Genomic DNA, 21871 nt, shown 5'->3' with positions numbered 1-21871 from the left:
CGCGGCGGCAGCAATCAGCCTAGCAGCGCTTGGGCAGGCGCGCCCCGTCGTGTCGGCGCTCCCCGCGGCGCGCGCTCGTGCTATCGTCGCGCCCCCGATCCAACCGGAAGCACGCATGAAATTCATCCATCAACGCGAACAGCTGAACGAGGGCGACCTGGTGGTCATCGAGTGTTCGCAGCCCTGCAATATCCGCCTGATGAACGACGCCAACTTCCGCGCCTTCAAGAACCGTGGCCGGCACAGCTACCACGGCGGCGCCTTTATCAAGTTCCCGGCGAAGATCCGCGTGCCGAGCAGCGGTTTTTGGAACATCACCCTGGATACCGTGAGCCGCCGTGCCGTCAGCGTGACGCGCAAGCCGCAGATGGAGTACTCGATCAAGATCGTGCGCAGCAGGGTCTGACGCGCTCGGGCAGAGGCAGGGAAGCGCGCAAGGCGTTTTCCAGTGCGCGGGCGGACAAGCACGGCGTTGCCCAGCGTGCGGCGAGAGTCTTGTGGTGGTGCGCGCGGCGCACCCTACGGATCCTGCGTGCTGTAGGGTGCGCCGTGCGCACCGCTTCAACTGTCGTAGCCCAGATTCGGCATCAGCCAGCGCTCGCTGACGGCGATGTCCTGGCCCTTGCGCTTGCTGTAGCTCTCGACCTGATCCTGGTCGACCTTGCCGACGGCGAAGTATTGCGCCTCGGGGTGGGCGAAGTACCAGCCGGATACCGCAGCCGCCGGGAACATGGCGTAGTGCTCGGTGAGGAACACGCCGCTGCGCCCGGCCTGGTTGTAGCCGGCCTCGGGGTCGAGCAGCCTAAACAAAGTGGCCTTCTCGGTATGGTCCGGGCAGGCCGGGTAGCCGGGAGCGGGGCGGATGCCCTTGTACTGTTCCTTGATCAGGTCCTCGTTAGCCAGCTGCTCGTCGGCGGCATAGCCCCAGTACTCCTTGCGCACACGTTCGTGCAGCCACTCGGCGCAGGCTTCGGCCAGGCGGTCGGCCAGGGCCTTGACCATGATCGAGTTGTAGTCGTCACCCTTGGCCTCGTAGGCCTTGGCCACTTCCTCGGCGCCGATGCCGGCGGTGGTGATAAAGCCGCCGACATAGTCGGTCTTGCCGCTTTCCTTGGGCGCGACGAAGTCGGCCAGCGACAGGTTCGGCTTGCCGTCCGCCTTGATGCTCTGCTGGCGCAGGTGGTGGAGCAGGGCGATGGGCTTGCCCTGGGCGTCGCGCAGCTCGATATCGTCGTGCGCCACCTGGTTGGCCGGCCAGAAACCGAAGACCGCGCGGGCCTTGATCAGCTTCTCGTCGATCAGCTTGTTCAACATGGCCTGGGCGTCGGCGAACAGTGCGCTGGCCGCTTCGCCGACCACTTCGTCGGTGAGGATGCGCGGGTACTTGCCGGCCAGGTCCCAGGAAATGAAGAAGGGCGTCCAGTCGATGTATTCGGCCAGGGTGGCCAGGTCGATATCCTCCAGCACCTGCGCGCCGATGAAGCTCGGTTTGGGCGCGCTGTAGCCGGCCCAGTCGAACTGCGGCTTGTTGGCGATGGCATCGGCATAGCTCAGGCGTTCGGTGCGCGAGGCGCGTGCCGAGGTGCGCTCGCGCACCACCACGTATTCCTCGCGGGTCTTCTGCACGAAGTCGGCCTTGAGTTCTTTCGACAGCAGCTGGGTGGCCACGCCCACGGCGCGCGAGGCGTCGGTGACGTAGACCACCGCGTCGTTGCTGTACTGCGGGTCGATCTTCACCGCAGTGTGGGCCTTGGAGGTGGTGGCGCCGCCGATCATCAGCGGCAGGCTGAAGCCCTGGCGCTGCATCTCCTTGGCCACATGCACCATCTCGTCCAGCGACGGGGTGATCAACCCGGACAGGCCGATGATGTCGCATTTCTCGGCGATGGCGGTCTGCAGGATCTTCTCCGCCGGCACCATCACGCCGAGGTCGACGATGTCGTAGCCATTACAGCCCAGCACCACGCCGACGATATTCTTGCCGATGTCGTGTACGTCGCCCTTGACCGTGGCCATGAGGATCTTGCCCTTGGCCTCCGGCTTGTCGCCTTTCTCGGCTTCGATAAAGGGGATCAGGTGCGCCACCGCCTGCTTCATCACCCGCGCGGACTTGACCACCTGGGGCAGGAACATCTTGCCCGAGCCGAACAGGTCGCCGACCACGTTCATGCCGCTCATCAGCGGGCCTTCGATGACCTCGATGGGCCGTGCGCACTGCTGGCGGCACTCCTCGGTATCCTCGACGATAAAGGCGGTGATGCCCTTGACCAGCGCGTGTTCCAGGCGCTTGTCCACCGGCAGCGAACGCCACTCCTCGTTTTCCACTTCCTTGGCGGCGCCGTCGCCCTTGTACTGGTCGGCGATGGCCAGCAGCGCCTCGGTGGCGCCGTCGTTGCGGTTGAGCACCACGTCCTCGACCGCGTCGCGCAGTTGCTTGGGAATCTCGTCGTAGATCTCCAGCTGGCCGGCGTTGACGATGCCCATGGTCAGGCCGTTCTGGATGGCGTAGTAGAGGAACACCGAGTGGATCGCCTCGCGCACCGGGTTGTTGCCGCGGAAGGAGAACGACACGTTGGACACGCCGCCGGAACTGAGCGCGAACGGCAGCTCGTCGCGGATGTAGGCACAGGCCTCGATAAAGTCGACCGCGTAGTTGTTGTGCTCCTCGATACCGGTGGCCACGGCGAAGATATTCGGGTCGAAGATGATGTCTTCCGGCGGGAAGCCTACTTCGTTGACCAGAATGTCGTAGCTGCGCTTGCAGATTTCCTGTTTGCGCGTGGCGGTGTCGGCCTGGCCGACCTCGTCGAAGGCCATCACCACCACGGCAGCGCCGTAGCGCTTGCATAGCTTGGCGTGGTGCTTGAACGCCTCGACGCCTTCCTTCATCGAGATGGAGTTGACGATGCCCTTGCCCTGGATGCATTTGAGGCCCGCTTCGATCACCTCCCACTTGGAGGAGTCGATCATGATCGGCACCCGGGAGATGTCCGGCTCGCCGGCGATCAGGTTGAGGAACCTGACCATCGCCGCCTTGGAGTCGAGCATGCCCTCGTCCATGTTGATGTCGATCACCTGGGCGCCGGCTTCCACCTGCTGCAGCGCCACCTCCAGCGCTTCGGTGTAGTTTTCCTCGCGGATCAACCGGGCGAACTTGGCTGATCCTGTGATATTGGTGCGTTCGCCGACGTTCACGAAGAGGCTGTTGCGGTCGATGGTGAAGGGCTCCAGGCCCGACAGGCGGCAGGCGCGCGGAATCTCCGGAATCGCCCGTGGCGGGTACTTGGCCACGGCTTCGGCGATGGCCTGGATATGCGCCGGCGTGGTGCCGCAGCAGCCGCCGATGATGTTGAGAAAGCCGCTGGCGGCGAACTCCTCGATCACTGCCGCCGTTTGTGCCGGGGTCTCGTCGTACTCGCCGAAGGCGTTGGGCAGGCCGGCGTTGGGGTGCGCCGAGACGTGGGTGCCGGCCTTGTTCGACAGTTCTTCCAGGTAGGGACGCAGGTCGGCGGCGCCGAGGGCGCAGTTCAGGCCCACGGAAATCGGCTTGGCGTGCGCCACCGAGTTCCAGAAGGCCTCGGTGGTCTGCCCGGACAGGGTGCGGCCGGAGGCGTCGGTGATGGTGCCGGAGATCATGATCGGCAGCTCGATGCCGAGCTCCTCGAACACCCCCTGCACGGCGAAGATCGCCGCCTTGGCGTTGAGCGTGTCGAAGATGGTCTCGATCAGGATCAGGTCGGCGCCGCCCTCGATCAGGCCCTTGGTGGCTTCGGTGTAGTTCTCTACCAACTCGTCGAAGGTGACGTTGCGGTAGCCGGGGTCGTTGACGTCGGGGGAGATCGAGCAGGTGCGGCTGGTCGGGCCGAGTACGCCGGCGACGAAGCGCGGCTTGTCCGGGGTTTCCAGGGTCTTGGCATCGGCTACCTGGCGAGCCAGGCGCGCGCCCTCGACGTTCAGCTCGTACACCAGGCTTTCCATGCCGTAGTCGGCCTGAGACACCTGGGTGGCGTTGAAGGTATTGGTTTCCAGGATGTCGGCGCCGGCATCCAGGTAGGCCTTCTCGATGGCCTGGATCACGTCCGGGCGCGACAGCAGCAGCAGGTCGTTGTTGCCCTTGACGTCGCTCGGCCAGTCGGCGAAGCGCTCGCCGCGATAGTCGGCCTCGTCGAGCTTGTAGCTCTGGATCATGGTGCCCATGCCGCCGTCGAGGATCAGAATGCGCTCCTTCAGGGCTTGCTGGAGGGCTTGGAGGCGGGCGCTGCGATCGGACATGGGGACTACCTGAGCAAAGCGGAACAAAGGTGCGCGATGATAGCAAAGCTGCAGGGTTCTGGAGCGCCTGCGCCTTTTGCATGAATTGCGCTCATGTTGCAGGCGGCGACATCTGGCTAGAATCGCCGCTAACGTCGTCAAGGAAGTTGCCATGCTCAAGCCCGCTGCCCTGTTCGTTCTCTCCTTCGCAGCTGGTCTGGCGCGGGCCGAGCCGATTTCCTACGGGAACGACGTCCAGCCCATCCTTACCCACAAGTGCGTGGCCTGCCACGCCTGTTACGACGCGCCCTGCCAACTCAACCTGGGCAGCGGCGAAGGGCTGACGCGCGGCGCCAGCAAGCAACCGGTGTACGACGGCACGCGGACCAAGGCCCAGGCCACTTCGCGCCTGTACCTGGATGCCCAGGGCGAGGCCGCCTGGCGCCAGCGCGAGTTCCACTCGGTACTCGGCGACGGCAGCGGCCAGGCCGCCTTGCTCAAACGCATGCTGGAGCTGGGGCGCAGCCAACCGCTGGAGGCGGGCGCCAAGTTGCCGGAGGCTCTGGATATCTCCATCAAGCGCAGCAACAGTTGCCCGCTGCCGGGCGAGTTCGCCGCTTACGCTAGAAAGAACCCGCATGGCGGCATGCCCTTCGCCGTCGCCGGCCTGAGCGACGCCGAGTACGCCACCCTGCAGCAGTGGCTGGAGCAGGGCGCGCCGGTGACGGAGCAGGCTCTGTACCCCAACGCCACCGAGCGCCGGCAGATCGCCGAGTGGGAGGCCTTCCTCAACGCGCCTGGCGCGCGGCAGAACCTGGTATCGCGCTGGTTGTACGAGCACCTGTTTCTCGCCCATCTGCATGTCGACGGCGGCGAGGCCGGGCATTTCTTCCAGCTGGTGCGTTCGCGCACGCCCAGCGGCCAGGCCATCGACCCGATCGCCACGCGCCGGCCCAACGACGACCCGGGCACCGAGTTCTATTACCGTCTGTGGCCGATCCAGGGCGTCATCGTGCACAAGACCCACATCACCTACCCGCTGAGCAGTGCCAAGCTGGCGCGGGTCAAGGAACTGTTCTTCGCCGAGGACTGGCCGCTGGACGCGGTGCCCGGCTACGGCGCACAGCGCCGCGCCAACCCCTTCGAGACCTTCGCCGCGATCCCGCCGCGGGCGCGCTACCAGTTCATGCTGGATAACGCCGAGTACTTCGTGCGCACCTTTATTCGCGGCCCGGTGTGTCGCGGACAGATCGCCACCGACGTGATCCGCGACAATTTCTGGACACTGTTCCAGGCCCCGCAGCACGACCTCTATATCACCGATGCCGACTATCGCGCCCAGGCCACGCCGCTGCTGGCGATGCCCGGGCAGTTCGACGAGATCGGCGACCTGCCCGGGCTATGGCGCGACTACCGCAACAAGCGCAACGATTACGAGAACCTGCGCAAGGACGCCTATGCCGACGCGCCGCCGGCCGACTGGGCGCATATCTGGAGCGGCAACGACAACGCGCTGCTGTCGATCTTCCGTCAGCACGACAGCGCCTCGGTGCGCAAGGGCCTGCTCGGCGAGATCCCGCAGACCCTCTGGTGGATGGACTACCCGCTGCTGGAGCGCACTTACTACCAGTTGGTGGTCAATTTCGACGTGTTCGGCAACGTCTCGCACCAGGCGCAGACCCGCCTGTACTTCGACCTGATCCGCAACGGCGCCGAGGTCAACTTCCTCCGCCTGCTGCCGGCCCAGGCGCGCAAGGGCTACCTGGACGACTGGTACCAGAACAGCGGCAAGCTGAAGATGTGGCTGGATTACACCGCGGTCGACCACCGCACGCCCAGCGTGCTGGCGCTGGACGGCGACGATCCCAAGCGCCAGTTCGCCGAACAACTGCTGCAGCGCCTGGCCAAGCTCAATGCCCGGCCCGACCCGATCAACCGCTGCAGCGGCGCACGCTGCTACCGCGAGGGGCTGGCGGCGGAGCTGCAGCACGCCGAGCAGGCGCTGGCGCGCTTGGCCAGTCGCCCGGCCGGCGGCCTGCGGGTGATCGAGCAGTTGCCGGAGGCGACCCTGTTGCGGGTAGAGCTCAGCGACGGCTCGCGCGAGGTCTACAGCCTGCTGCGCAACCGTGCGCACAGCAACGTGGCGTTCATGCTCGGCGAAGAGCTGCGTTACCAGCCGCGCCTGGACAGCCTGACCATTTACCCGGAAGTGCTGAGCAGCTACCCGAACTTTCTGTTCAGCCTCAAGGCCGAGGAGATGGACGCATTCGTCGCGCAGATGGAGCGCGCCGCCGATGCCAAGTCCTTCGAGCGCATCGTCGAGCGCTGGGGCATTCGCCGCAGCCATCCCGAGTTCTGGCGCTATTTCCACGACCTGGCCGAGCATATCCGCGAGACCCAGCCGCTGGAGGCCGGCGTGCTGGACATGAATCGCTACCAGAATCTGTAGGTTGGGCCGGGCGGCGCTCCGCTGAGGTACGAAGCCCAACTGGCCCCTTGGGCTTCGTCAGCTCGGCACCCACCTATGGCGACCAACCAATCCCGGCCGGTCGCCATAGCTGCGATTAATTCCTACTAATTTGCTTGGGCTTTAACCGCGCAACGCACTGGCGTACACTGCGCCCATGTTTGCGAGGAGTTGCCATGAGCGCCATCACCATTACCCAAGCCGCCGAAGACTACCTGGCCGAGTTGCTGAGCAAGCAGGACACGCCGGGCATCGGCATCCGCGTGTTCATCACCCAGCCGGGCACGTCCTATGCGGAAACCTGTATCGCCTACTGCAAGCCGGGCGAGCAGAAGCCTGAAGACACCGCCGTCGGCCTGGCCAGCTTCACCGCCTGGATCGACGCGGTCAGCGAGCCCTTCCTCGAAGACGCCGTGGTCGACTACGCCACCGACCGCATGGGCGGCCAGCTGACCATCAAGGCGCCGAACGCCAAGGTGCCGATGGTCAACGAAGACAGCCCGCTCAACGAGCGCATCAACTATTACCTGCAGACCGAGATCAACCCCGGCCTGGCCAGCCATGGCGGCCAGGTGACCCTGGTCGACGTGGTCGACGAAGGCATCGCCGTGCTGCAGTTCGGCGGCGGCTGCCAGGGCTGCGGTCAGGCCGACTACACCCTCAAGGAAGGCATCGAGAAGACCCTGCTCGAGCGCATTCCCGAACTCAAGGGCGTGCGCGACGTAACCGACCACAGCAACCGCGAAAACGCCTACTACTGAGGCACCGAGTTGCGAGTCAAATGAAAAGGCGACCCCATAGGTCGCCTTTTTGCTGTCTGGCTGGGTGCATCGGCTTAGCCGGCGGCCTCCAGCAGGCCACGCCTGGCCGGCAGCAACATCAGTATGGCCAGGCCTACCAGGGGCAGGATAATCAGGTTGATTGCGTCCCAGCCAAGGCCGCTGATCAGCGCGCCGGCGGTGAACGCGGCGCAGGCCGCCATCAGGCCGTTGAGCAATTCCATCAAGCCTTGGGCCTGGCCACGTTCCGTGTCGCTGTGGCCTTCGGCCAGCAAGGTGGTGCCGGCGACCAGCATCAGGTTCCAGCCCAGCCCGAGCAGCAGCGAGCTGAGCAGAAAGTGCAACTGCTGCAGGCCGGCCAAGGCTATGGCGGCACTTGCCAGTAGTATCACCCCGCCCAGCACGGCTACCCGCCGGCTGCCCAGGCGATCCACCAAGGGGCCTGCCAGAAAGGCCGGGAGGAACATACCGAGCATGTGCCATTGAATCACCTGGGCGCTGCTGGCCAGGCCAAATCCGCAAAGGTTCATGGCCAAGGGCGTGGCATTCATCACCAAGACCATCAGCCCATTGCCAATCGCCGTGGTGGCGATCGCCGCGCGTACCACCGGGCGGCGCAGGAGCAGTCTCAGCTCACTGAGGCCAGTCTTGGCCCGGCGCGGTGCAGTGCCCTCCGGTAGCTTCATCATCAGCAAGGCAGCGAGCGCTGCCAGGATCGCGATCAGCAGGTAGGCGCCGACAAAAGGCGTGCTCAGGGCGGAGCGCGCCCACAGCGTCATACTCGGTACCAGCACGGCCGCCAGCACGCCGCCGCCAATCACATAGGCACTGGCGCGGCCCTTTTGCGCCTCTTCGGCGGCCTCCAACGCGGCAAAGCGGTAGTACATCGCCGACGCCTGATAGACGCCAATGGGCAGTGCACCCAGGCAGAACAGGGCGAAATCGGCCAGCCAGACGCCCAGTGCACTGAGCAAACCGCCCACCACGCCGGCACCGGCGCCGAGCAGCAAGCCGGGGCGACGACCATGGCGCTGCATAAAGAGCGACAAGGGTTGTACGGCGAACAAGTTGCCCAGCATCCACAAGCCCAGTGGCAAGGTCGCCAAGGCATTCAAGGGGGCCAGTTGCAGCCCCACTAGCGCGGTCAGGGTGATCCCGATCATCGAGCAGGACCAATACAGTGCCTGGCCGGCAAACAGTATGCGGATCGAAGGGTTACGTATCAGCAGCATCAGCTGGCTCCAGATAACAGCTAGGGTCTCGAGGTATCTTGCTTCTAGTGCCGGGCACCGCAGTCGGCGGACTTGAGCACCCGCTGACAGGAGGCCGGGAAACGCTGCAGCTTTTCGGCTGGACGGATCGGTCGCCTGACCAGTTCGCCGCCACAGTTCGGGCAGTTGCCGTGCAGAGCCCGCTCATTGCAGGCTCTGCAGAAGGTGCATTCGAAGGAGCAGATCAGTGCGTCCAGGCTGTCGGCCGGCAGGTCGCGGTCGCAGCATTCGCAGTTGGGGCGCAGCTCAAGCATGGGCGTGCTCCTGGGTGGTTCGGCCGAAGCGTTGCAGATAGTCCTGCGGGCTGACGGCCAGGTGTTTGTGAAAGCTGCGCCGCAGGTTCTCGGCATGACCGAAGCCGGTCAGCCGCGCCACCGTGGCGATCGAGGCCTGGGCGTCCTGCAGCAGGTTGCGTGCGGCTTCCAGTCGTACCCGTTCGACGTAGCGCCCGGGGCCCATGCCCAGTTCCTTGACGAAGGTCCGCGACAGGCTGCGCGGCGCCATATGGGCCTGGGCGGCCAGGGCCTCGAGCGAGAGGTCGCTGCCCAGATTGGCCGGTATCCAGTCGAGCAGGGCGGCCAGCTTGGGCGTGCGGCTCGGTTCGGGACTGAGCAGCTGGCTGAACTGCGCCTGATCGCCAGGGCGGCGCAGAAACAGCACCAGCCTGCGCGCCACTGTCAGGGCCATGGCGCGGCCGAGATCGGCCTCCAGCAGGGCCAGCGCCAGGTCGATACCGGCGGTGACGCCGGCCGAGGTGAACAGATGGGCGCCCTCGGCGCAATCGGCCTGATAGGTGTGCAGGCGCTCGGCCTCCACCTGGACGCGCGGATGCTGCTGCGCCAGGCGCTCGGCGTCGGCCCAGTGGGTGGTGGCGCGGCGCCCGTCGAGCAGGCCGGCGGCGGCGAGGATCAGTGCGCCGGAGCAGACCGAGCCGAGCTGGCGCACGCGCGGCTCGTTCTCGCGCAGCCAGGCCAGCAGCGGCGCGTTGGCGCATTGCCGGGTATCGCCGGGGCCGCCGGGAATCAGCAGGGTGTCCAGGCTGGCGCCGTCGAGCTGGCGCCAACTGCCGTCGGCCACCAGCTGGAAACCGGCGGAGGTGCTCACCGGGCCGGCCTCGTCGGCCAGCAGGCGAATGCGGTAGCAGGGTGGCAGGCCCTGGCGCTGGCGTTCGACGTTGGCCGAGGCGAATACCTGCAGCGGCCCGCTGACGTCCAGGCTCATGACGTCGGGGTAGATCAGGCAGGCGATGGTTCTGAGCGCATCCATGAGGGCCTCCTAGGGAATTGGAGGCAGTCTGCGCCGGCAGGATCATGGCAACAAGGACAATAAGCCCACAGATATTGCCAAGGGGCAGCAAAACTCAGGGGGCGCCGGGCGGCGCCCCGAATGGGCTTACTCCGGCATGCTCCAGGGCGCCAGGTCGAAGCCTTGGCGACGCAGTTCCTCGCGCGAGCGCTGCAGGGCATCGGCCAGTTGTTGCGGGTCGCTGTAGGTGGCGCTGGACAGTTGGGTGCGACCGAGCAGGCGGGTGCTGGTGCGGTCGATGACGCTGATGCTGACGACGCCGGTGCCGTCCTGCTGGGCCCAGGCCACGCACTGGAACGGGCGGAAGGCGCGATCGGCAATCAGCAGGGCTTCGTTAAAACGCAGCGGGGTGTTCATGGGGTCGGTTTCTCCGAGTTGATCCCAGCAATAATGGCGGCCAGCGGTGTATTGAGTTGGCCTGTCAAAGCTGTTGATGAACGCAGTCGACCTATAAGTCACACGGTACCGAAAAAAGTTTTAACGCAGTTCGCAAAAGTGTCCGGTAACGAAGTTTCAACGTCGCGCCCTTTACAACTTTCTGCCGCGAAAGTTCCTTTTTCCTGTTTCGTTCTACTGGCTGCAGGCCAGGAACCGCGCGCCCTGTGGCTCAGGGCGCAGCATTGCGTTGCTGGCGATAAGCGCTTACCGCCTCATATACCGCCTGGCGCAAACGGTTGATACCGCCAATCGGCCGATGTTCCGGCAGGGCATGCCAGGGATTGAAGGACAAATTGTCGCAGAACAGATTCTGTTCGCGACTATCGAAGTCCTGGGCCGGCACGCTGATACGCGCCACGCTTTCGAACGGCGCGATTTTTTCGTCCCACTCGACGCTGGTGTCTTCGATCGGCATGTAGTACTGCGGATTCTGCCTTTGCACCTGCAGTTCGAAGCAGGCCGGCGCGCGATCCAGCGACAGTTGCTGGTACAGCGCGTTGCGCAGGAAGTTGGGCAGGGCGCTGTTCTGCTCCGGCAGTTGGTAGGGTGGGCAGTGCTGTGGCGCCGGCACCACCCGGTACTTGATGTTGTGCGGGCCGAGCTTGAACGGTGCGATGGAGTTGTAGGTGGTCGCCACCGGGCTTTCCGGCGCCGGCGCCAGGGTTTTCAGGGCGATGATCAGGTGGCGGATTTCCCAACTGCGCGGGTCCCAGCTAGGGAAGAAGGCCAGCGCCTTCTTGCCGTCGGCCTGCGCGGCGAAGTTGCTGCGGTATTCGGCCACGTCGCGCACGAAGAACACTGGATGATTGAACATCACGAAGTCCTGTTCGCCGGCATGCGCGGGGCTCTTCATCAGCTTCTCGCCAGGCACTTCGAGCAGCTTGATGGCCATGCCGCGGGCATCGCGGGCGCGGTCGAACTGCGGGTAGGCGTTGCCGTTGGACAGGCGCATCCAGGCTTGCCAAGTGTGCCCCGGCTGGCTGAATACGCCATGCCGCAAGCTCTCGTCCAGATCGTCCAGCACCTGCACTTCGGCCTTGACGCAGCCGTGTGCCTTGGCGTGGGCATCGCGCAGCACGCGGGTGTTGTCGCGGTGCTGTTCGACGATGCGCACGGCGTCTTCGATGATCAGTCGGGTCAGCGCCGCTTCGTCCGGCGGAATCTGTTCCTCGCTGGCGACCGGGCCGGAGAATTTCCAGGCGTAGTAGAGTTCGCCCAACGCCCAGGCGAGGCCGGCGAGGATCAGGAGCAGGGCCAGCAGCCGGCCGAACAGGCGGCAGAACCACAGCCAGAGCGTTTCGAGCATCGGATGTCTTCCTTAATCGGGTTCAGTTCTGGCCCACGCACTCGGGCCCCGGCGCCCAGGCCTTGGCCGGCACGTTGCTGAGCCGGCTTTCCAGCTCGGCGTTGCCGAGCACCTTGAGGTATTCGATCAGCGCCAGGCGCTCCTCCGGCGCCAGGGCGCGACCGATTACCCCCTGCTGGCGGCAGCCGTCGCGGAACTCGTGGCCGCCGTTGCCATTGCCGGTGATGCGGGTGTCGAACAGGAAGCCGCCGGGGAAAGGTTCGCTGCGGTAGCCGACGCGCACCGGGTCGAACTCGAAATTGCCGACCCAGAACTGCGTCTGCCGCTCGTACACTGGCGAGAGCAGCTCGAACAGATTGGCCACCGAGCCGTTATGCAGGAAGGGTGGAGTGGCCCAGATGCCGTCCAGCGGGCGGGCCTTGTAGCCGCGTTTCTCCTGCACGCCGATGGACAGGCCGTAGCCATCCATGCGCCAGCGTTGGCGAGGGGAGATGCCGGCGTCCTGATAGGCGCGGTTCTCCACGTAGGCGGTGATATAGGCCAGGCCCTTGGCGCTGGAGATGCTCTTGAAGTCGACCTCGTCGAGGCTGGCGCCGAACAGCTGGACATCCAGCCGCGACAGCTCGGCCTTGGTCCAGCCCAGGCGGCTGATGTCGAAGCGGTGGTCGGCGATGTTGTCGGCGGTGGTTGGGTCGGTGCCGACGATGGCGGTCGGCACGATGCGCATCTTCCATTCTGGGTCGCGCGCCGGTGCCAGGCGCTGGTCGCGCGGCTTCGGATCGGGGGCGTGGCAGTAGGCGCAGTTTTCCGTGTACAGCGCCTTGCCGCGACTGGCCAGCGGCAGGTCGAGCTGGCCGAAGACGGCCTGCGGCCACTTGGGCGGCTGCAGCTGCTTCAGGGTTTCTTCCAAGGTATGCAGGTCGTGCAGGCGCACGCTGGAGGCGTAGCGGTCGGCCTCGGCGACGCCGCGGCCCTGCTCGTCGAGCAGGTGCAGGCTGGCGCCGACGCCCAGCGCCTCGCCGACGTTGCGCGCCATCGGCTGCATCGCCGAGCCGTTCCACTGCACCCAGTCGAACTTCCAGATGTCCCACAGCTGCGGGTAGCTCACCGGGGCATTGGCGATGCGGTAGTTGGCCTCGTCGAGGGCGTCGCCGAACACGGTATTGGCGATGCGGCCGAAGGCATCGGTGCGGCCGAAGCCTTCCTCGGTGGGATACAGGCCGCGGTGCCAGTCGTTCTTCGCCGTGGCCAGCAGGCGGTCGAGCACCTGCTTGAAGTCCTTGCGCAGTTCGTCGCGTCCCTGCGGGTACTGCTCGCCGAGCACTGCGCGAGCGAAGCGGCGGAACTTCAGCGGGTTGTAGTAGGTGAAGGCCATGCTCATGCCCAGGGCCTGACCGAAGCCGCCGCCGCGCAGGGTCGGCACGGTGGAGGCCAGCGAGTGCAGGGCGGCGCCGCCGTCGATGCGCACCGCCTGGCCCTGGTAACGCAGCTCGCCGGTGTGGCAGGCGGCGCAGCTGATGTCGAGGAAGTGTTCGCCGCTATCGTCGTCCTGGTGGCGGGCGAAACCCACCGGCAGGTTGCCGGGGTTGAGGGGCGTGGCGCGCTGGTTCGGGTCGGTGAGAAAACCGAAGCGGGCGAGGTATTCGGGGCGGGCGAACTTGGCGCTGCCGAAGGGCATTTCCAGGGCGTTGAACCAGTCGTAGCGCAGGCCTTTTACCGTGGTGCCCTGGGGCGTGTAGTAGTAGGTCTGACGTTCCTCGTCGCTCCATTGCTCGAGGTAATGCAGCTGGCTGGGTTGTTCGAAGGTCGGCAGGTTGGGGTTGGCGACGTAATAAAGCACCACCGCCAGGCCGATCAGCACCAGCAACAGGACGAGTTTCAGGGTACGACGGAGCAGACGCATCAGAGACTTCCTTGTGGCGTTCTTATTAATGGGCTTGTTATGCCAATACCGCAGGCGCTTGGCAAGTTGCCATCTTGACGGCTATGAAAAGTTCGCCATAACCAACCAGAACAAGTGATATAGAGAAATGTTCCAAGCGGCGTCAAAGTTCTTGCTAGCGTTACAGCTATGCGCGCCAAATCATTGTTTTTATTGGTATTACAAAATAATGGCGCCAAGGATGGGATATGTTGGAGGCTGTATCCGTCGCATCCCGCCAGTTACTGGTGATCGACCCCTGTGACGAGTGCGAACGCCTGCTGCCGCGCGTGCAGGCCGCCGGCTGGGCACTGCGCCGCTGCCGCCTGGAGGAGGGCGGCAGTCTGCGCGGCGATGTCCTGCTGATCCGCCTGGGCGAGGCGCAGCTGCGACAGCCGCAGGTGTTGCTCGCGCTGTTGCGGCGCAGCGCCGCCAGTTGCGTCGCCTTGCTCGATGGGCCGAGCCTGGCGCGGGCCGAGGTCGCCGAGCTGGTCGGCGAATGGTTCTTCGCCGCCCATGCGTTGCCGTGCGAGGTCGAGGCGCTGCTCGAGTCGCTGGCACAGGCGCAGGCCACCACGCGCCTGCGCAACCTGCAGGGCGAGCGCCATCCCCGCCAGTTTCTCGGCAACAGCAGCCAGACCCGCGCACTGCGCAAGCAGATCGAGCGCTACGCCGGGCTCGAGGCGCCGCTGTTGCTCAGCGGCGAGCGCGGCAGCGGCAAGGCCCTGCTGGCGCGCCTGCTGCACGAGCGCTCGGCGCGCGCCGGCAAGCTCTACTTGCGTTTCGACTGTGCCGCGCCGCCCGCCGCACAGCTCGAGGCCCGTTTGTTCGGCGCAGAGGGCGCCCTGGCTGCGGCGGCGGCCGGCACCCTGGTGCTGGAGGGTGTCGCCGCGCTCGACGGCACCGGGCAGCGCCGCCTGCTGCAGCACCTGCAGGCGCATCCGGGCCTGCACCTGCTGACCATCAGCCGCGGCGAGCTGGAGGAGGCGGTGCGCCAGGGTCGCTTGCGCGACGACCTGTACCGCCTGCTGGCCAGCCAGCAGCTGCAGACCACGCCGCTGCGCGAGCACCGCGGCGACCTGCTTCTACTGGCCGAGTATTTCGCCAAGGTCTACGGCGCGGTCATCGGTCGGCGCCATCGGCGGTTCAGCGACGAGGCGATCGATGCGATGGCCGAGCACCTGTGGCCGGGCAACGTGCGCGAGCTGTGCAATCGGGTGGTGCGCGCCCTGGTGCTGGCGCAGGGACGGCAGATCCTCGCCCGCGATCTCGGCCTGGAGGCGGGGCAGGGGCAGAGCACGGCGGTCGCCACCCTGGCCGACTACATCCTGCGCGCCGAGCGCCAGGCACTCAACGACGTGCTGGCGCGCTACGCCAACAACATGAGCCAGGCGGCGCGCAGCCTGGGCATTTCCCGCCCGACTTTCTATCGGCTGCTGCACAAGCACCGCCTGCGCTGAGCCGTCGCGGCTGTATCGCTGGCGAAACACTGCTAAGGTGCACGGCGCACCATCTTGCCAAGGAGTTCGCCATGCACCCGTTCGACGCCGAGAAACCGCCGCAACTGGCCATGTTGCTGGGCTATGCCGGGCTGGTGCCCTTCGTCAGCGGGGCCTTGGGGATCTGGGTGATTCCGCTGGGCTGGCGGCCCTTCGTGCTGGCGGCGCTGCTGGATTTTGCCGCGGTGATCCTCGCCTTCATGGGCGCGATCCACTGGGGCCTGGCCATGCGCGCGGAGGAGACCGACGAGAATGCCCAGCTGCAACTGGGCCTGTCGGTGATTCCGCCTTTGCTCGGCTGGGCCTCGCTGGCCAGCGGCCTGCCCATGGCCCTGGCGCTGCCGATCTTCCTCTTGGCCTTTATCGGCCTCTATCTGGCCGACCTGCACGCGGTCAAGGTGGGGCTGGCGCCGCAGTGGTACCCGGCGCTGCGCACGCCGCTGACCCTGGTGGTCTGCGCCAGCCTGCTACTGGCCTGGGCCAGCGTGCTGATCCGCTGAGTCCAGCAGCGCCTCGACCCGCTGCAGCGCCGTCTGGCGGCGTTGCGGCCAGTCGCCGGACAGTTCGCAGAACGGCTGGCGGTTGTCCACCAGCCACTGCCGGCAGGCGCGCTGGAAGGCCAGGCGCTCGGCCAGCTGCGGCTGGCAGCGTTGGCCGTCGTCGACCCAGGGCACGCCCTGCGGGTCGAGCAGCAGATGCAGGTCGTAGCGGCGCGCGCACAGTTCCTGTTCCAGCCACGGCGGGCAGTCGCCGAACAGGCAGCGGCTCCACAGCAGGTTGCTCAACAGGTGGGTGTCGAGAATCAGCAGCGTCGGGCGCTCGGCCCGCGCGGCGTCTTCCCATGCCAGTTGGCCGCGGGCGATCGCCGGGATATCGGCGTAGCAGGTGTCGCGCCGCTCCCGCTCGATGAAATGGCGCACGTACTCGCCCACCACCAGGCCGCCGAAGCGCGCCTGGATCTCGGCCGCCAGCCAGCTCTTGCCGCTGGATTCGGGGCCGGTCAACACCAGCACCTTCATGCGCTGGCCTGCAGCGCCGGGTCGCGCCGCCAGCTCAGCCAGCCGCTGACCGCCAGCGCGGTGAAGGCGGCGTACAGACCGGCGGTCAGGTACAGCGCGCTGTGCAGGAAGAAGGCGACATAGCACAGGTCCACGACTATCCACAGCGCCCAGCACTGCAGACGCTTCTGCGCCATCCACAACTGGGCGACCAGGCTGAAGGCGGTAAGCGTGGCGTCCAGCCAGGGCGAACTGGCGTCGGTGTGGGTGGCCATCAGGTAGCCGAGCAGCAGGGCGCCGCCGGCGCCGGCGCTCAGTCCCGCGGCCAGGCCGGAAACACTGAGGCTGCTGACCTGGCGCCCGTCGTGATGCTCACCGCCGCGGGTCCATTGCCACCAGCCGTACAGCTGCAGGCCGGCGAACAGCAGCTGCAGTAGCAGGTTGGAATACAGCCGCCAGTCGAAGAAAAGCCAGGCATAGAGCAGCACCATGACCAAGCCGATGGGCCAGCACCAGGGGTTTTGTCGTACCGTCAGCCAGACCGCGACGATGCCGAGACCGGCGGCGATGAGTTCGAGCCAGGACATCCAAGCTACTCGGGAGGGAAAGGGGGAGCGATTGTAGCGATCCGCCCGGCGTTCAGCACACCAGGCTGTCGGCCAGGCGATAGAGCATCAGCAGCTTGCGGGTGATGGTCTGCTGGATGTCCTCGCGTTCGAAGCTGGACAGCCGCGGCAGGCGCGCCAGTTGCAGACGGTGCAGGTGGATATAGGGCATCTGCTGGTCGAATTCGCGCAGATCGCCCTTGATCAGCACCGGCAGGAACAGGTCGCCGATCTTCTTCTGGTTGCTGATGATCTGCGCCAGCGCCGGCTTGAAGGCCATGGTCTTGGGAGCCGGGCCGCCGTCCTTGAGCTGGGTGCCGAGCAGTAGGCCGGGCTTGCCCAGCACCTTGCCCGGCAGCACGCACAGGCCGGTCTTGCGTATGGCCTGGCTGTCGATGCCGTGCAGGGTGTCGTGGAAGGCGTAGGGGTTGGGCAGCACCACCATCTTGCGCCCGAGGTCGCTGGGAAAATGCAGGCTGTAGTTGGTGTACAGCTGGCCCACCGACTCGGAATAGACGCACAGGCGGTTCTCGAACAGCTTGATGAAGCGCTCGGCCAGCTCGCGGCGGGCCATGCTGTCCAGGTCCCAGATCAGGTCCTGGTTCTGCGGCCGACTGAAGTCGACCTCCTGATGCTCCATGCTGCTCATGCGGGCCTCATACGCGGAACTGCCCCAGCAGGCGGCCCAACTGGTCGGCCAGCTGCTTGAGGTGCTGACTGGCGGCGTTGGACTGCTCGGCGGCCTCGGCGGTGTTGTGCGCCAGGCCGGCGGTCTGGGTGACGTTCTGGTTGATGTCTTCCACCACGTGCGATTGCTCCAGGGTGGCGCTGGCGATCGAGGCGTTGAGCCCGGTCAGGTTGCGCAGCGATTGTGCGATCTGCGCCAGGCTTTGACCAGCCTGGCTGGCCTGTTCCACGGTCAGTTGCGAGGCGCGGCTGCTCTCGTGGATGACCTTGACCGCCGCCTCGGAATTGCCCTGCAGGCGTTCGATCATGCCCTGGATTTCCGCCGTCGACTGCTGCGTGCGCTGCGCCAGCAGGCGCACCTCGTCGGCCACCACGGCGAAACCGCGCCCCTGTTCGCCGGCCCGCGCCGCCTCGATGGCGGCGTTGAGCGCGAGCAGGTTGGTCTGCTCGGCGATCGAGCGGATCACCTCGAGCACGCTGCCGATCTGCGTGCTTTCGCTGGCCAGCGACTGGATCACCGCCACCGCCTTGTCGATGGTGGCCGACAGCTGGTCGATCTGGCGCAGGCTGGCCTCGATGTTCTGCTGGCCCTGGGTGGCCTGTTCCTCGGCGGCGTGCACCTCGCTGGAGGCGTGCTCGGCATTCTTTGCCACGTCCTGCACGCCGTAGGTCACCTGGTTGACCGCGGTGGCCACCAGCTCCATCTGCTGCGCCTGCTGCTGGCTGTGCTGCTGCGCCTCGCTGGAAATGTCGCCGAGCGAGCGCGCGGCCTGATCCAGCGAACCGGCCGAGTCGAGCAACTGGCGGATGACGCCGCGCAGCTTGTCGGTGAAGGCGTTGAAATGGCTGGCCAGGGCGGTCAGCTCGTCGCGCCCGTGGGTATCGAGGTTGCGCGTCAGGTCGCCTTCGCCGCTAGCGATATTGGCCATGGCGTCCACCGCCGCCTGCAGCGGCTGGGCGATGCTGCGGGCGATCAGCAGCACCAGAGCGGCGAGCAGCAGGGTGATCAGCAGGCCGATGCCCAGGGCGCGCAGGGCCTGCTCCTTGAACACCGCCTGGACGTCGTCGACATACACACCGGAGCCGATGATCCAGCCCCAGGGCTGGAACAGCTCGACATAGGAAATCTTCGGTACCGGCTCGCTGGCGCCCGGCTTGGGCCAGCGGTAGTCGACCTGGCCGGCGCCCTGGCTGCGGGTGACGGCCACCATCTCGTTGAACAGCGCCTTGCCGTCCGGATCCTTGAAGCCGGAAAGGTTCTGCCCCTCCAGCTTGGGGTTGGTCGGGTGCATGATCATCACCGGGGTCTGGTCGTTGATCCAGAAGTACTCCTGGCCGGCGTAGCGCAGCCCGCGGATCAGCTCCATCGCCTGTTTCTGCGCCTCTTCGCGGCTCAGGCTGCCGGCGCTTTCCAGTCCGTGGTAGTGCTTGAGGATGCCGGCGGCGCTCTGCACCACGTGCTCGGTCTTTTCCGCCTTGCCGGCATACAGGTCGAGATTGATCTGGCGCAGCATATAGGCGCCGAGCAGGATCAAGGTCAGGATGGCCAGCACCAGGATCAGCCACAGGCGCCGGCTGATGGGAAGACTACGTAAGCTGTTCATGGACGAGTTCCTGATTCTTGTTGTTGTCGGGCTCGAAGCGGCCTGGCCGGGCGGCGCGAGCTGCCGGTCACGGCGAGGCATTCTTTACTCTAGTTGTCTGATAGCATTTCGGCCGCTCGGCGCAAAACCTGAGTTTGCATCGGGCTAGAGGAGGCGGGGAACCTCTAGGGCGCCTCCGCGTCCCAGGCACGACACAGTGCTTCGACTGTACCGATTTATCGACTTTGTGCGGCGTTCGCCGCGATGTTTTGGGGGAAGAGAATGGACATCTGGACGGCCATGCAGGCCTTGATTCTGGGCGTGGTGGAAGGGCTGACCGAGTTCCTGCCGATTTCCAGTACCGGACACCTGATCGTGGTCGGCGACCTGCTGGACTTCAACGGCGAGACCGCCACCGCGTTCAAGATCATCATCCAGTTGGGCGCCATCCTGGCGGTGATGTGGGAATTTCGCCAGCGGATCTTCGATGTGGTGCGCGGGCTGCCGCGCGAGCCGCAGGCGCAGCGCTTCACCTTCAACCTGTTGCTGGCCTTCATTCCGGCGGTGATCCTCGGTCTGGCCTTCGCCGACCTTATCGAGCACTGGCTGTTTAACCCCATCACCGTGGCCACTGCCTTGATAGTGGGCGGCATCGTGATGATCTGGGCAGAGAAGCGCGAGCACGAGATCAAGGCCGAAACGGTTGACGATATGACCTGGAGCCTGGCCCTCAAGGTCGGCTTCGCCCAATGCCTGGCGCTGATTCCCGGCACCTCGCGCTCCGGCGCCACCATCATCGGTGGACTGGTATTCGGCCTGTCGCGCAAGGCGGCCACCGAGTTCTCCTTCTTCCTGGCGATGCCGACCATGGTCGCCGCGACCGTCTATTCCCTGTTCAAGTACCGCGACATCCTGCAACTGAGCGACCTGCCCACCTTCGCCATCGGCTTCGTCACCACCTTTGTCGTGGCGATGTTCACCGTGCGTGCGCTGCTCAAGTTCATCGCCAACCACAGCTACGCGGTGTTCGCCTGGTACCGCATCGGCTTCGGTCTGCTGATCCTCGCCACCTGGCAACTGCAGCTGATTGACTGGAGCACCGCGCAGGGATGATGGCCAAGGAGCGCGCGGGGCGCCTCACCAGTTGGAACGACGACAAGGGCTTCGGCTTTATCCAGCCGCAGGGCGGCGGTGCCGAGGTGTCCGCGCATATCTCGGCGATGCGTGGCGAGCGGCGCCCACAAGTCGGCGACAGCCTGCTCTATGTCGAGGGGCGCGACGCCCGAGGGCGACCGCGCGCCGAGCATATGCGCCTGGCGGGTTCGCCGAGTCTGGAGCGGCCGGCGATCCGTCGCCAACCCAGGGCGCCTCGCCCGCCGGAAGCGGCGCGGGAGTCGCGTGGCAATGCCGTCGGTCTCCACGATCGGGGGCTGAAGCTCGCGCTGTTCGCCGCGCTCTGCGCGCTGCCGCTACTGGGGGCTCTGCAGTCGCTCGGCAGCGGGCGGCCTTGGGTGTTGCCGCTGTATCTGGCGGCCAGCCTGCTCGGCGTGCTGCTGTACTGGCTGGATAAGCGCAGCGCCCAGAGCGGCGGCCGGCGCACCCCGGAGAACACTTTGCACCTGGTGGAACTGGCTGGCGGCTGGCCCGGTGCACTGCTGGCCCAGCAGCTGTTTCGCCACAAGACGCGCAAGGCTTCCTACCAGGCGGTGTTCTGGCTGATCGTCGCCGCTCATCAGGCGTTCTGGCTCGATTGGCTGCTGCTCGATGGCGCCTATATCGCCCGCCATTTACCGCTGTTCGTCCAGTAGCAGCCCCGGCTGCAAGCGCTTGGCCAGCTTGCGCACCACCAACTGGTGCGAGCGGGTGAGCAACTGGCGCAGTTCGGCTTCGCCCAGCGGCGGCTGCCGCCCGCTCATGCTGATCCAGTGCGCCCGTGCCAGGTACGGGGCCGGGCGGATGCCGGGGCGGTCGACGAAGCCGAGGAACAGCTCGCCGTCCACCTTGAACGCCAGGTCTTCGCCGAGAAAATCGAGGATGGCGAACATCTTGTTGCCGGCCACCGAAAATACCCGGTTGCTGCCCCACTTGAGGTCTTCGCGGGCGCCGGGCAGGGCCAGGCAGAAGGCGGCGATCTGATCGGGGGTCATTTCCGGCTCCAGGGCGGTTGGCGGAGGACTAAGCTGGCAAGTCTATCCACCTACCTGGGAGTGCACCATGTCGCTGTCCATGTACCACGCTTCGATTCCGGTTTTCCTGCGCATGCTCGGCAATCTCGCGGCGATTCTCGACAAGGCCGAGCAGCATGCCCACGACCACAAGATCGCCGCCGAGGTGCTGCTCAGTGCCCGTCTGGCGCCGGATATGTATCCGCTGACCCGCCAGGTGCAGATCGCCAGCGACGCGGTCAAGGGCTGTGCGGCGCGCCTGGCGGGGATCGAGGTGCCCAGCTTCGCCGACACCGAGAGCAGCTTCGCCGAGCTGCAGGCGCGCATCGGCAAGACCTGCGATTTTCTGCGCAGCGTCAGCGAACAGCAGCTCGACGGCAGCGAAAGTCGCGCCGTCAGCCTGAGCTTTCCCGGGTTGGAACTGCGCTTTAGCGGTCAGGACTATCTGTTCAATTTCGTCCTGCCCAACTTCTATTTCCACCTCGGCATCGCCTACGCCATCCTGCGCCATAACGGCGTGCCGCTGGGCAAGATGGATTATCTCGGTCATCCCTGAACCTGGTCCAATCGGGGGCAAGACCGTGCACAGCGCGCTG

General features: G+C 65.9%; 20 protein-coding genes and 1 pseudogene. 8 read left to right on the top strand and 13 right to left on the bottom strand.

Going from position 1 to position 21871, the window contains the following annotated elements; genetic code table 11:
* The first annotated feature begins 115 nt into the window (after positions 1–115).
* The gene (locus tag ACIGKL_RS00625; RefSeq protein WP_122107959.1) at positions 116–406 is read left to right on the top strand and encodes a DUF1883 domain-containing protein; all 291 of its coding nucleotides are present in this window, start codon (positions 116–118) and stop codon (positions 404–406) included.
* A 155-nt stretch (positions 407–561) separates the two neighbouring features.
* On the opposite strand, the gene metH is transcribed toward ACIGKL_RS00625, so the two are convergent.
* Complete coding sequence (gene metH, locus ACIGKL_RS00620; RefSeq protein WP_397484811.1) at positions 562–4272, bottom strand: methionine synthase; 3711 nt, start codon at positions 4270–4272, stop codon at positions 562–564.
* Between the two features lie 151 nt (positions 4273–4423).
* Here metH and ACIGKL_RS00615 point away from each other — a divergent pair, with 151 nt between their 5' ends.
* A complete protein-coding gene (locus ACIGKL_RS00615) occupies positions 4424–6700 on the top strand; it encodes a fatty acid cis/trans isomerase (RefSeq protein WP_397484810.1) in 2277 nt (758 codons plus the stop codon).
* Between the two features lie 194 nt (positions 6701–6894).
* Positions 6895–7479 carry a Fe-S biogenesis protein NfuA gene (gene nfuA, locus ACIGKL_RS00610; protein ID WP_021443630.1) on the top strand — a complete coding sequence of 195 codons (585 nt, stop codon included), beginning with the start codon at positions 6895–6897 and terminating at the stop codon, positions 7477–7479.
* Between the two features lie 74 nt (positions 7480–7553).
* On the opposite strand, the gene ACIGKL_RS00605 is transcribed toward nfuA, so the two are convergent.
* The 6 genes from ACIGKL_RS00605 to ACIGKL_RS00580 all read right to left on the bottom strand — a co-directional run bounded on the left by ACIGKL_RS00605 (position 7554) and on the right by ACIGKL_RS00580 (position 13720).
* On the bottom strand, positions 7554–8726 hold the full coding sequence (locus ACIGKL_RS00605) for an MFS transporter (RefSeq protein WP_397486224.1): 1173 nt from the start codon (positions 8724–8726) through the stop codon (positions 7554–7556).
* A gap of 47 nt (positions 8727–8773) precedes the next feature.
* Positions 8774–9022: a DUF1272 domain-containing protein gene (locus ACIGKL_RS00600; protein WP_397484809.1), complete on the bottom strand. Its 249-nt coding sequence runs from the start codon at positions 9020–9022 to the stop codon at positions 8774–8776.
* Positions 9015–10034: a GlxA family transcriptional regulator gene (locus ACIGKL_RS00595; RefSeq protein WP_397484808.1), complete on the bottom strand. Its 1020-nt coding sequence runs from the start codon at positions 10032–10034 to the stop codon at positions 9015–9017. The genes ACIGKL_RS00600 and ACIGKL_RS00595 overlap by 8 nt, the downstream gene beginning before the upstream one ends.
* A gap of 126 nt (positions 10035–10160) precedes the next feature.
* A complete protein-coding gene (locus ACIGKL_RS00590) occupies positions 10161–10430 on the bottom strand; it encodes a hypothetical protein (RefSeq protein ID WP_021443626.1) in 270 nt (89 codons plus the stop codon).
* Between the two features lie 250 nt (positions 10431–10680).
* Positions 10681–11817, bottom strand: a complete 1137-nt coding sequence (locus ACIGKL_RS00585; protein WP_397484807.1) for a catalase family protein — start codon at positions 11815–11817, stop codon at positions 10681–10683.
* Positions 11818–11839: 22 nt separating this feature from the next.
* On the bottom strand, positions 11840–13720 hold the full coding sequence (locus ACIGKL_RS00580) for a di-heme-cytochrome C peroxidase (RefSeq protein ID WP_397484806.1): 1881 nt from the start codon (positions 13718–13720) through the stop codon (positions 11840–11842).
* A 227-nt stretch (positions 13721–13947) separates the two neighbouring features.
* On the opposite strand from ACIGKL_RS00580, the gene ACIGKL_RS00575 reads away from it, so the two are divergent.
* Positions 13948–15198: a sigma-54-dependent transcriptional regulator gene (locus tag ACIGKL_RS00575; protein ID WP_397484805.1), complete on the top strand. Its 1251-nt coding sequence runs from the start codon at positions 13948–13950 to the stop codon at positions 15196–15198.
* A gap of 71 nt (positions 15199–15269) precedes the next feature.
* A complete protein-coding gene (locus ACIGKL_RS00570; protein ID WP_397484804.1) occupies positions 15270–15737 on the top strand; it encodes a DUF3429 domain-containing protein in 468 nt (155 codons plus the stop codon).
* Here the strand turns inward: ACIGKL_RS00570 and ACIGKL_RS00565 are convergent.
* The 5 genes and pseudogenes from ACIGKL_RS00565 to ACIGKL_RS00545 all read right to left on the bottom strand — a co-directional run.
* The gene (locus tag ACIGKL_RS00565) at positions 15705–16256 is read right to left on the bottom strand and encodes an AAA family ATPase (protein ID WP_397484803.1); all 552 of its coding nucleotides are present in this window, start codon (positions 16254–16256) and stop codon (positions 15705–15707) included. The genes ACIGKL_RS00570 and ACIGKL_RS00565 overlap by 33 nt on opposite strands.
* Positions 16253–16822: a nicotinamide riboside transporter PnuC gene (gene pnuC, locus ACIGKL_RS00560; RefSeq protein WP_397484802.1), complete on the bottom strand. Its 570-nt coding sequence runs from the start codon at positions 16820–16822 to the stop codon at positions 16253–16255. The genes ACIGKL_RS00565 and pnuC overlap by 4 nt, the downstream gene beginning before the upstream one ends.
* A gap of 52 nt (positions 16823–16874) precedes the next feature.
* Positions 16875–17489, bottom strand: coding sequence for a hypothetical protein (locus ACIGKL_RS00555; protein ID WP_397484801.1), 615 nt, complete (start codon positions 17487–17489; stop codon positions 16875–16877).
* Positions 17490–17496: 7 nt separating this feature from the next.
* A complete protein-coding gene (locus ACIGKL_RS00550) occupies positions 17497–18231 on the bottom strand; it encodes a methyl-accepting chemotaxis protein (RefSeq protein WP_397486223.1) in 735 nt (244 codons plus the stop codon).
* 123 nt (positions 18232–18354) lie between these two features.
* Positions 18355–19041 (bottom strand): annotated as a pseudogene (locus tag ACIGKL_RS00545) (cache domain-containing protein); the annotation flags it as partial.
* Between the two features lie 351 nt (positions 19042–19392).
* On the opposite strand from ACIGKL_RS00545, the gene ACIGKL_RS00540 reads away from it, so the two are divergent.
* Positions 19393–20223 (top strand): undecaprenyl-diphosphate phosphatase, encoded by an 831-nt coding sequence (locus ACIGKL_RS00540; RefSeq protein ID WP_397484800.1) that lies wholly within the window; start codon positions 19393–19395, stop codon positions 20221–20223.
* The gene (locus ACIGKL_RS00535) at positions 20220–20918 is read left to right on the top strand and encodes a DUF1294 domain-containing protein (protein ID WP_397484799.1); all 699 of its coding nucleotides are present in this window, start codon (positions 20220–20222) and stop codon (positions 20916–20918) included. The genes ACIGKL_RS00540 and ACIGKL_RS00535 overlap by 4 nt, the downstream gene beginning before the upstream one ends.
* Here ACIGKL_RS00535 and ACIGKL_RS00530 read toward each other — a convergent pair.
* Positions 20898–21257: an MmcQ/YjbR family DNA-binding protein gene (locus ACIGKL_RS00530; RefSeq protein WP_397484798.1), complete on the bottom strand. Its 360-nt coding sequence runs from the start codon at positions 21255–21257 to the stop codon at positions 20898–20900. The two genes, ACIGKL_RS00535 and ACIGKL_RS00530, sit on opposite strands and share 21 nt — an antisense overlap.
* Positions 21258–21324: 67 nt before the next feature.
* Here ACIGKL_RS00530 and ACIGKL_RS00525 point away from each other — a divergent pair, with 67 nt between their 5' ends.
* Positions 21325–21831, top strand: coding sequence for a DUF1993 family protein (locus ACIGKL_RS00525; RefSeq protein WP_397484797.1), 507 nt, complete (start codon positions 21325–21327; stop codon positions 21829–21831).
* Positions 21832–21871 lie beyond the last annotated feature (40 nt).

This window comes from Pseudomonas sp. NPDC077186 (assembly GCF_044543505.1).
Taxonomy (GTDB): Bacteria; Pseudomonadota; Gammaproteobacteria; order Pseudomonadales; family Pseudomonadaceae; genus Aquipseudomonas.
This window is presented reverse-complemented; position numbering and strand designations above follow the sequence as displayed.